We start from the raw sequence: 11456 nt of genomic DNA, 5'->3' as shown, positions 1-11456 counted from the left end.
GGAACGCCATCGCGAACGCATGGCGTTCCATTGACTTTGTGAATCTTAGGAAACGGGACCGATTATGGATAACTTGCGCTTCTCTTCTGCGCCGACAGCAGATTCCATTGATGCATCGATCGCTCAACACTACCCGGACTGCGAACCTGTCGCGGTTATCGGCTACGCCTGCCATTTTCCTGAATCGCCGGATGGCGAAACGTTCTGGCAAAATCTGCTGGAAGGTCGTGAATGCAGCCGACGCTTTACGCGCGAAGAGCTTCTGGCCGTCGGTCTGGATGCCGCCATCATTGACGATCCTCATTATGTCAATATCGGTACGGTGTTAGACAACGCCGACTGCTTCGACGCCACCCTGTTTGGCTATTCGCGACAGGAAGCGGAGTCGATGGACCCGCAGCAGCGCCTGTTTTTGCAGGCGGTCTGGCATGCGCTGGAACATGCCGGTTATGCCCCCGGCGCCGTCCCCCATAAGACCGGCGTTTTCGCCTCTTCCCGGATGAGTACCTACCCCGGTCGCGAAGCATTGAACGTGACAGAAGTCGCGCAGGTAAAAGGTCTGCAATCTCTGATGGGCAATGATAAAGACTATATTGCCACCCGCGCCGCGTACAAACTCAACCTGCACGGCCCGGCGTTATCGGTACAGACCGCCTGCTCCAGCTCGCTGGTTGCCGTGCATCTGGCCTGTGAAAGCCTGCGCGCAGGCGAATCCGATATGGCGGTTGCCGGCGGCGTGGCGCTCTCTTTCCCCCAGCAGGCAGGCTACCGCTACCAGCCCGGAATGATTTTCTCTCCTGATGGTCACTGTCGTCCCTTTGACGCCTCGGCTGAGGGCACCTGGGCCGGTAACGGTCTCGGCTGCGTGGTGCTGCGTCGCCTGAGAGACGCGCTGCTGTCAGGCGATCCGATTATCTCGGTGATCCTCTCCAGCGCGGTCAACAACGACGGCAACAGAAAGGTCGGCTATACCGCCCCTTCCGTCGCAGGGCAACAGGCAGTCATCGAAGAGGCGTTAATGCTGGCGGCCATCGACGACAGGCAGGTAGGTTACATTGAAACCCACGGCACCGGCACACCGCTGGGCGACGCGATTGAAATTGAAGCGTTACGCAACGTCTATGCGCCTCGCCCGCAGGATCAGCGCTGTGCGCTCGGTTCCGTGAAAAGTAACATGGGCCATCTGGATACCGCGGCGGGCATTGCCGGACTGCTGAAAACCGTTCTGGCAGTCAGTCGCGGGCAAATTCCTCCCTTACTGAATTTTCACACCCCCAACCCGGCGCTGAAACTTGAAGAGAGCCCCTTTACCATACCGGTGTCGGCACAGGCATGGCAGGACGAAATGCGCTATGCGGGCGTCTCCTCCTTTGGTATTGGCGGCACCAACTGCCATATGATCGTCGCCTCGCTGCCCGACGCGCTCAACGCGCGCCTCCCCAATACGGATAGCGGCAGAAAAAGTACCGCGCTGCTGCTCAGCGCCGCCAGCGACAGCGCGTTGCGGCGGCTGGCGACGGATTATGCCGGGGCGCTGAGAGAGAATGCGGATGCCAGCTCTCTGGCCTTCACAGCCCTGCACGCGCGCCGTCTCGATCTCCCCTTCCGCCTGGCGGCGCCATTAAACCGTGAAACCGCCGAGGCGCTCAGCGCCTGGGCCGGTGAGAAATCGGGGGCGCTGGTTTACAGCGGCCACGGCGCCAGCGGCAAGCAGGTGTGGCTGTTTACCGGCCAGGGCTCGCACTGGCGCACTATGGGTCAAACGATGTACCAGCACTCAACGGCGTTTGCCGACACGCTGGATCGCTGTTTTTCCGCCTGTAGCGAAATGCTCACGCCGTCACTGCGCGAAGCGATGTTTAACCCCGATTCGGCGCAGCTGGACAATATGGCCTGGGCGCAGCCGGCGATTGTCGCGTTTGAAATCGCGATGGCGGCGCACTGGCGTGCTGAAGGACTGAAGCCAGACTTCGCCATTGGGCATTCCGTCGGTGAATTTGCCGCTGCCGTTGTCTGCGGACACTATACGATTGAACAGGTCATGCCACTGGTTTGTCGGCGCGGCGCGCTAATGCAGCAGTGCGCAAGCGGCGCGATGGTGGCGGTATTTGCAGACGAAGACACGCTGATGCCGCTGGCTCGCCAGTTTGAGCTGGATCTCGCCGCCAACAACGGTACGCAACATACGGTATTTTCCGGGCCGGAAGCCCGTCTCGCGGTATTTTGCGCCACGCTCTCGCAGCATGACATTAACTATCGTCGCCTGAGCGTAACCGGTGCGGCGCACTCCGCTTTACTGGAGCCGATACTCGATCGGTTCCAGTACGCCTGCGCGGGACTGCACGCGGAGCCGGGGCAAATACCGATTATTTCCACGCTCACCGCCGACGTCATTGATGAGTCAACGCTCAACCAGGCGGATTACTGGCGCCGACACATGCGCCAGCCGGTGCGTTTTATCCAGAGTATTCAGGTGGCGCATCAGCTCGGCGCCCGCGTTTTTCTGGAGATGGGGCCCGATGCCCAGTTGGTTGCTTGCGGGCAGCGCGAATACCGCGATAACGCATACTGGATAGCCAGCGCCCGGCGTAACAAAGAGGCGAGCGATGTCCTCAATCAGGCCCTGCTCCAGCTTTACGCTGCCGGCGTCGCCCTACCGTGGGCCGACCTGCTGGCGGGCGATGGACAACGTATCGCTGCGCCATGTTATCCGTTTGATACTGAGCGTTACTGGAAAGAGCGCGTCTCCCCGGCCTGCGAGCCTGCCGACGCAGCGCTGTCTGCCGGGCTGGAGGTGGCGAGTCGCGCCGCGACAGCGCTCGATCTCCCTCGCCTGGAAGCGCTTAAACAGTGCGCCACGCGACTGCACGCCATCTACGTCGATCAACTGGTACAACGCTGTACCGGCGATGCCATTGAGAACGGCGTGGACGCCATGACCATCATGCGCCGTGGACGTCTGCTGCCCCGCTACCAGCAGCTACTCCAGCGCCTGCTGAATAACTGCGTGGTCGACGGCGATTACCGCTGCACCGACGGGCGATACGTCCGCGCCCGCCCCATTGAACATCAACAGCGGGAATCACTGCTGACGGAACTTGCCGGTTATTGTGAAGGTTTTCAGGCTATTCCCGACACCATCGCCCGTGCCGGCGATCGGTTATATGAAATGATGAACGGCGCGGAAGAACCGGTGGCGATTATCTTCCCGCAAAGCGCCTCCGACGGCGTGGAAGTGCTGTATCAGGAATTCAGCTTTGGCCGCTATTTCAACCAAATCGCCGCCGGGGTATTACGCGGCATTGTCCAGACGCGTCAGCCCCGCCAGCCGTTGCGTATTCTTGAAGTTGGCGGCGGAACCGGCGGCACCACCGCGTGGCTGCTGCCGGAACTCAACGGCGTTCCGGCACTGGAGTACCATTTCACCGATATCTCGGCGCTGTTCACCCGTCGCGCCCAGCAGAAATTCGCCGACTACGATTTTGTGAAGTATAGCGAGCTGGATCTCGAAAAAGAGGCGCAGTCTCAGGGTTTCCAGGCACAGTCTTACGATCTTATCGTGGCAGCGAACGTGATTCACGCCACCCGCCATATTGGCCGCACGCTCGATAATCTGCGCCCCCTGCTCAAGCCGGGCGGGCGCCTGCTGATGCGCGAAATCACCCAGCCAATGCGTCTGTTTGACTTCGTTTTCGGCCCGCTGGTTCTTCCGCTACAGGATCTCGACGCCCGCGAAGGTGAGTTATTCCTCACCACCGCTCAGTGGCAACAACAGTGCCGCCACGCCGGATTCAGCAAAGTGGCGTGGCTACCGCAGGATGGCAGCCCGACCGCCGGGATGAGCGAACATATCATTCTCGCCACGCTGCCCGGTCAGGCGGTTAGCGCCGTAACATTCACCGCGCCATCAGAACCCGTGTTGGGGCAGGCGCTGACGGATAACGGTGATTATCTCGCCGACTGGTCTGATTGCGCAGGTCAGCCCGAACAGTTTAACGCCCGCTGGCAGGAGGCATGGCGTCTGCTTTCACAGCGTCATGGCGACGCTCTGCCTGTGGAACCGCCCCCCGTCGCCGCCCCGGAGTGGCTGGGGAAGGTTCGCTTAAGCTGGCAAAACGAAGCCTTTTCCCGCGGTCAGATGCGCGTTGAAGCCCGTCATCCTGCTGGCGAGTGGCTGCCGCTATCGCCCGCCGCGCCTCTTCCTGCGCCGCAAACGCATTATCAATGGCGCTGGACGCCCCTCAACGTCGCCAGCATTGACCATCCGCTTACCTTTAGCTTCAGCGCCGGTACGCTTGCGCGCAGCGACGAGCTGGCGCAATACGGCATCATTCACGATCCGCACGCCTCTTCACGACTGATGATTGTTGAGGAGAGCGAGGATACGCTGGCCTTAGCGGAGAAAGTGATAGCAGCGCTCACCGCCAGCGCAGCCGGATTGATTGTGGTTACTCGCCGCGCGTGGCGAGTCGAGGAAAATGAAGCACTCTCTGCATCCCATCACGCGCTATGGGCCTTGCTTCGCGTCGCGGCCAACGAACAGCCGGAACGGTTGCTTGCCGCCATCGATCTCGCCGAAAACACCCCGTGGGAAACGCTGCATCAAGGGTTGAGCGCAGTCTCACTATCACAGCGCTGGCTCGCCGCACGGGGTGACACCCTTTGGCTTCCTTCACTGTCGCCCAATACGGGATGCGCCGCTGAATTACCGGCAAACGTGTTTACCGGCGATAGCCGCTGGCATCTGGTGACCGGAGCGTTTGGCGGATTAGGCCGCCTTGCCGTGAACTGGCTCAGAGAAAAAGGGGCGCGACGCATCGCCCTGCTGGCGCCGCGCGTGGATGAGTCATGGCTACGCGACGTGGAGGGCGGGCAGACGCGCGTCTGCCGTTGTGATGTGGGCGATGCCGGGCAACTGGCCACGGTTCTTGACGATCTGGCGGCCAACGGCGGCATTGCCGGAGCAATTCATGCCGCTGGCGTATTGGCTGACGCGCCCTTGCAGGAGCTTGATGACCACCAGCTGGCTGCCGTTTTCGCGGTAAAAGCGCAGGCGGCAAGCCAGCTGTTGCAAACCCTGCGCAACCACGACGGACGCTATCTTATTCTCTACTCTTCCGCTGCCGCCACCCTCGGCGCGCCGGGTCAGAGCGCCCATGCGCTGGCCTGCGGCTACCTGGACGGGCTGGCCCAGCAGTTTTCCACCCTTGATGCGCCGAAAACGCTCTCTGTCGCCTGGGGCGCATGGGGAGAAAGCGGTCGGGCGGCCACGCCGGAAATGCTGGCGACGCTCGCCAGCCGAGGTATGGGCGCGTTAAGCGATGCCGAAGGCTGCTGGCACCTGGAACAGGCGGTGATGCGCGGCGCCCCGTGGCGACTGGCGATGCGCGTTTTTACCGACAAAATGCCCCCGTTACAACAGGCTCTGTTTAACATCAGCGCCACAGAAAAAGCCGCAACGCCGGTCATTCCTCCTGCTGATGACAACGCCTTTAACGGCAGCCTGAGCGATGAAACAGCGGTGATGGCATGGCTGAAAAAGCGGATTGCGGTTCAGCTAAGGCTGAGCGATCCGGCGTCACTGCATCCAAACCAGGATCTGTTGCAACTCGGCATGGACTCGCTGCTCTTCCTTGAACTCAGTAGCGATATTCAGCACTACCTGGGCGTACGCATCAATGCGGAACGGGCGTGGCAGGATCTGTCTCCTCATGGACTCACGCAGCTTATCTGTTCTAAGCCAGAGGCGACGCCTGCCGCTTCGCAGCCGGAAGTGTTGCGGCACGACGCCGACGAGCGTTATGCGCCCTTCCCTTTGACGCCCATTCAGCACGCCTACTGGCTGGGGCGAACCCACCTCATTGGCTATGGCGGCGTCGCCTGTCACGTCCTGTTTGAGTGGGATAAACGCCACGATGAGTTCGATCTCGCCATACTGGAGAAAGCATGGAACCAGCTCATCGCACGCCACGATATGTTGCGTATGGTGGTTGATGCCGACGGGCAGCAGCGAATCCTGGCGACAACGCCGGAGTATCACATCCCGCGTGACGATCTGCGCGCGCTTTCCCCGGAAGAACAGCGCATCGCGCTGGAAAAACGGCGGCATGAACTGAGCTATCGCGTTTTGCCTGCCGACCAGTGGCCTCTTTTTGAGCTGGTGGTCAGCGAAATCGACGATTGCCATTACCGTCTGCATATGAACCTCGACCTTTTGCAGTTTGATGTGCAGAGTTTTAAAGTCATGATGGACGACCTGGCGCAGGTCTGGCGCGGTGAAACGCTGGCGCCGCTCGCTATTACCTTCCGTGATTATGTGATGGCTGAACAGGCGCGCCGACAGACATCGGCATGGCACGATGCCTGGGATTACTGGCAGGAAAAACTGCCGCAACTGCCCTTAGCGCCAGAGCTGCCGGTGGTTGAGACGCCCCCGGAAACGCCACACTTCACCACCTTCAAATCAACGATCGGCAAGACAGAATGGCAGGCCGTGAAACAGCGCTGGCAGCAGCAAGGCGTCACACCGTCTGCCGCGCTGCTCACGCTGTTTGCCGCCACCCTTGAGCGCTGGAGCCGTACCACAACATTTACGCTGAACCTGACGTTCTTCAATCGCCAGCCGATCCATCCGCAAATCAACCAGTTGATTGGTGATTTTACCTCCGTCACGCTGGTTGATTTTAACTTCTCAGCGCCGGTGACGTTGCAAGAGCAGATGCAACAGACCCAACAGCGCCTCTGGCAAAACATGGCGCACAGTGAAATGAACGGTGTTGAGGTGATCCGTGAGCTGGGCCGCCTGCGCGGATCACAACGTCAACCGCTGATGCCGGTAGTGTTTACCAGTATGTTGGGGATGACGCTGGAAGGCATGACTATCGATCAGGCGATGAGCCATCTGTTCGGCGAACCCTGCTATGTATTCACGCAAACGCCGCAGGTCTGGCTGGATCATCAGGTCATGGAGAGCGACGGCGAGTTGATGTTTAGCTGGTACTGCATGGACAACGTGCTGGAACCCGGCGCTGCCGAGGCGATGTTTAATGACTATTGCGCCATCCTGCAAGCCGTCATCGCCGCCCCTGAAAGCCTGAAGACTCTCGCCAGCGGCATCGCCGGGCACATTCCCCGCCGACGCTGGCCGCTGAACGCGCAGGCGGACTACGACCTGCGGGATATTGAGCAGGCGACGCTCGAATACCCCGGCATCCGGCAGGCCAGAGCGGAAATAACCGAACAGGGCGCGTTGACGCTGGATATCGTGATGGCCGACGATCCTTCGCCATCAGCGGCGATGCCTGATGAGCACGAACTTACCCAACTGGCGCTGCCGTTGCCTGAGCAGGCGCAGCTTGATGAGCTGGAGGCGACCTGGCGCTGGCTGGAGGCGCGTGCGCTACAGGGGATCGCGGCTACGCTAAATCGTCACGGCCTGTTTACCACGCCGGAGATCGCCCATCGCTTTAGCGCAGTAGTACAGGCGCTGTCCGCGCAAGCGTCTCACCAGCGTCTGCTGCGCCAGTGGCTACAGTGTCTGACGGAAAGAGAGTGGTTAATCCGCGAAGGTGAAAGCTGGCGCTGCCGCATTCCGCTCAGCGAGATTCCTGAGCCTCAGGAAGCGTGCCCGCAAAGCCAATGGAGCCAGGCGCTGGCGCAGTATCTGGAAACCTGCATCGCCCGGCACGACGCCCTCTTCTCCGGGCAGTGTTCTCCGCTGGAATTGCTGTTCAACGAGCAGCATCGCGTTACCGACGCGCTGTATCGCGACAACCCCGCCAGCGCCTGTCTGAATCGCTATACCGCGCAGATTGCCGCCTTGTGCAGCGCAGAACGGATTCTGGAGGTTGGCGCCGGAACCGCAGCCACTACCGCGCCGGTGCTGAAGGCCACGCGGAACACGCGGCAGTCGTACCACTTCACGGACGTCTCCGCGCAGTTCCTCAATGACGCCAGAGCCCGTTTCCATGATGAATCGCAGGTGTCTTATGCCTTGTTCGACATCAACCAGCCGCTGGATTTCACCGCCCACCCGGAGGCGGGTTACGACCTGATCGTTGCCGTCAATGTGCTCCACGACGCCAGCCATGTCGTCCAGACGTTGCGCAGATTAAAACTGTTGCTGAAAGCCGGCGGACGTTTGCTGATCGTTGAAGCGACGGAGCGAAACAGCGTATTCCAGCTGGCGAGCGTGGGCTTTATTGAGGGATTAAGCGGATACCGCGATTTCCGCCGCCGGGATGAGAAACCGATGCTCACCCGCTCCGCATGGCAGGAGGTTCTCGTTCAGGCCGGGTTTGCAAACGAGCTGGCGTGGCCCGCGCAGGAATCGTCGCCGCTGCGCCAGCATCTGCTGGTAGCACGTTCGCCTGGCGTAAATCGCCCGGATAAAAAAGCCGTGAGCCGCTATTTACAGCAGCGCTTTGGCACCGGTCTGCCCATTTTACAGATCCGGCAAAGAGAAGCGTTATTTACGCCGCTGCATGCCCCGTCTGATGCGCCGACTGAGCCAGCCAAACCCACGCCAGTTGCCGGGGGGAATCCGGCGCTGGAAAAACAGGTGGCTGAACTCTGGCAATCGCTGCTGTCTCGCCCCGTGGCAAGGCATCACGACTTTTTCGAACTGGGCGGCGACAGCCTGATGGCGACAAGGATGGTCGCGCAGCTAAACCGGAGAGGGATTGCCAGGGCTAACCTTCAGGATCTGTTCAACCATTCGACGCTGAGCGACTTCTGCGCCCATCTACAGGCGGCTACGTCAGGAGAGGACAACCCGATACCCCTTTGCCAGGGCGACGGTGAGGAAACCCTGTTTGTCTTCCACGCTTCAGACGGCGATATCAGCGCCTGGCTGCCGCTCGCTAGCGCGTTGAACAGGCGCGTTTTCGGCCTGCAAGCAAAATCGCCGCAGCGCTTTGCCACGCTCGACCAGATGATCGATGAGTATGTCGGGTGCATCCGTCGTCAGCAGCCTCACGGCCCTTATGTGCTGGCGGGTTGGTCGTATGGCGCGTTTCTTGCGGCGGGCGCCGCACAACGCCTGTACGCCAAAGGCGAGCAGGTTCGGATGGTGTTAATCGATCCCGTGTGCCGACAGGATTTCTGTTGCGAAAACCGGGCGGCCCTGCTGCGCCTGTTAGCCGAAGGACAAACGCCTCTGGCACTGCCCGAACATTTCGACCAGCAGACGCCCGACAGCCAGCTTGCCGACTTTATCAGCCACGCTAAAACGGCCGGTATGGTGTCGCAAAACCTGACGCTGCAAGCGGCAGAAACGTGGCTCGACAACATCGCGCATCTGCTGCGTTTACTGACTGAGCATACGCCGGGCGAAAGCGTTCCGGTCCCCTGTCTCATGGTGTATGCCGCCGGGAGACCCGCGCGCTGGACGCCAGCAGAAACCGAGTGGCAGGGCTGGATAAACAACGCCGACGACGCTGTGATTGAAGCCAGCCACTGGCAAATCATGATGGAAGCCCCCCACGTTAAGGCTTGTGCGCAACACATTACGCGCTGGCTTTGCGCAACCTCAACGCAACCGGAGAACACGTTATGATGCCGTCCGCCTCCCCAAAACAACGCGTACTGATTGTGGGCGCCAAATTTGGCGAAATGTACCTGAATGCCTTTATGCAGCCCCCGGAGGGGCTGGAACTGGTCGGCCTGCTGGCGCAGGGAAGCGCCCGTTCAAGAGAGCTGGCTCATGCGTTTGGCATTCCGCTGTATACCTCGCCGGAACAGATAACCAGGATGCCGGATATCGCCTGTATTGTCGTGCGTTCGACCGTCGCCGGAGGAACCGGTACGCAGCTTGCCAGACACTTTCTGACGCGCGGCGTACACGTCATTCAGGAGCATCCCCTCCACCCGGATGACATCAGTTCCTTACAAACGCTGGCGCAGGAACAGGGCTGCTGCTATTGGGTAAACACGTTTTATCCGCATACGCGCGCGGGACGCACATGGCTTCGCGATGCGCAGCAGCTGCGTCGCTGCCTGGCTAAGACGCCGCCGGTAGTCCACGCCACCACCAGCCGACAGTTGCTCTACTCCACTCTGGATTTGTTGTTGCTGGCTCTGGGCGTTGATGCCGCCGCCGTGGAGTGCGACGTGGTTGGCAGCTTTAGCGATTTTCACTGTCTGAGACTCTTCTGGCCGGAGGGAGAAGCCTGCCTGCTGCTTCAGCGCTATCTCGATCCTGACGATCCAGATATGCATAGCCTTATCATGCACCGCCTGCTGCTGGGCTGGCCGGAAGGTCATCTTTCGCTGGAGGCGAGCTACGGCCCCGTCATCTGGTCATCCAGCCTGTTTGTCGCAGACCATCAGGAGAACGCCCACAGCCTCTACCGCAGACCGGAGATCCTGCGCGATCTGCCGGGTCTGACGCGCAGCGCGGCGCCCCTGAGCTGGCGCGACTGCTGCGAAACCGTCGGGCCGGAGGGCGTCAGCTGGTTGCTACACCAGTTGCGCAGCCATCTGGCGGGCGAACATCCACCAGCGGCCTGCCAAAGCGTACATCAGATCGCGTTATCACGTTTATGGCAGCAGATTTTACGTAAGACCGGCAATGCGGAGATCAGACGCCTGACGCCGCCGCACCACGACCGGTTAGCCGGTTTCTACAACGATGATGATAAGGAGGCGCTGTGACGCAATCTGCAATGTGCATCCCGCTGTGGCCCGCCCGGAACGGCAATACTGCGCATCTGGTCATGTGCCCTTTCGCTGGCGGCAGCAGTAGCGCGTTTCGCCACTGGCAAGCTGAGCAACTGGCTGATTGCGCGCTTTCTCTGGTGACCTGGCCGGGGCGCGATCGCCTTCGCCATCTGGAACCGCTCAGAAGCATTACACAACTGGCGGCACTGCTGGCGAACGAGCTGGAAGCATCCGTATCGCCTGACACGCCGCTTTTACTCGCCGGGCACAGCATGGGGGCGCAGGTGGCGTTTGAAACCTGCCGACTTCTGGAGCAACGGGGGCTTGCGCCACAAGGACTGATTATTTCCGGGTGCCATGCCCCGCATCTGCATTCTGAACGCCAGCTCAGCCATCGCGATGATGCCGACTTTATCGCTGAGCTGATAGACATTGGCGGATGTTCTCCTGAACTGCGGGAAAACCAGGAATTAATGTCGCTGTTTCTTCCTCTTCTGCGCGCTGATTTTTACGCCACCGAGAGCTATCACTACGACTCGCCCGACGTCTGTCCGCCGCTGCGCACGCCTGCGCTGTTATTGTGCGGCAGCCACGATCGCGAAGCCTCCTGGCAGCAGGTCGATGCCTGGCGTCAGTGGCTGAGCCACGTTACAGGCCCGGTGGTGATTGACGGCGATCACTTCTATCCCATTCAACAAGCCCGGTCCTTTTTTACGCAGATTGTCCGCCATTTTCCCCACGCATTTTCTGCAATGACCGCGTGGCAAAAACAGCCCAGTACTTCAGAAAGGTGACGC

3 protein-coding genes are annotated in these 11456 nt (G+C 60.5%); all 3 read left to right on the top strand.

Translation table 11 applies throughout. The annotated features are described in order from the left end of the window. Positions 1 to 64 precede the first annotated feature (64 nt). The 3 genes from irp1 to ybtT are packed head-to-tail and all read left to right on the top strand — an operon-like array spanning position 65 to position 11453. Complete coding sequence (gene irp1, locus ACJHYO_RS15125) at positions 65 to 9556, top strand: yersiniabactin polyketide synthase HMWP1 (protein ID WP_085455409.1); 9492 nt, start codon at positions 65 to 67, stop codon at positions 9554 to 9556. Continuing rightward, entirely contained in the window at positions 9553 to 10653 is a 1101-nt protein-coding gene (gene ybtU / locus ACJHYO_RS15120) for a yersiniabactin biosynthesis oxidoreductase YbtU (protein ID WP_000982866.1), read from the top strand. Before irp1 ends, ybtU begins: the two co-directional genes overlap by 4 nt. Next, a complete protein-coding gene (gene ybtT, locus ACJHYO_RS15115) occupies positions 10650 to 11453 on the top strand; it encodes a yersiniabactin biosynthesis thioesterase YbtT (RefSeq protein ID WP_000194283.1) in 804 nt (267 codons plus the stop codon). The genes ybtU and ybtT overlap by 4 nt, the downstream gene beginning before the upstream one ends. The last annotated feature ends 3 nt before the right edge of the window (positions 11454 to 11456 follow it).

This window comes from Escherichia sp. WS1118 (assembly GCF_046487695.1).
Taxonomy (GTDB): Bacteria; Pseudomonadota; Gammaproteobacteria; order Enterobacterales; family Enterobacteriaceae; genus Escherichia; species Escherichia coli.
This window is presented reverse-complemented; position numbering and strand designations above follow the sequence as displayed.

What these genes read in the sequence shown, in the direction of transcription:
- irp1 (WP_085455409.1), top strand. Translation starts at nt 65, where the DNA reads ATGGATAACTTGCGCTTCTCTTCTGCGCCGACAGCAGATTCCATTGAT.
- ybtU (WP_000982866.1), top strand. Translation starts at nt 9,553, where the DNA reads ATGATGCCGTCCGCCTCCCCAAAACAACGCGTACTGATTGTGGGCGCC.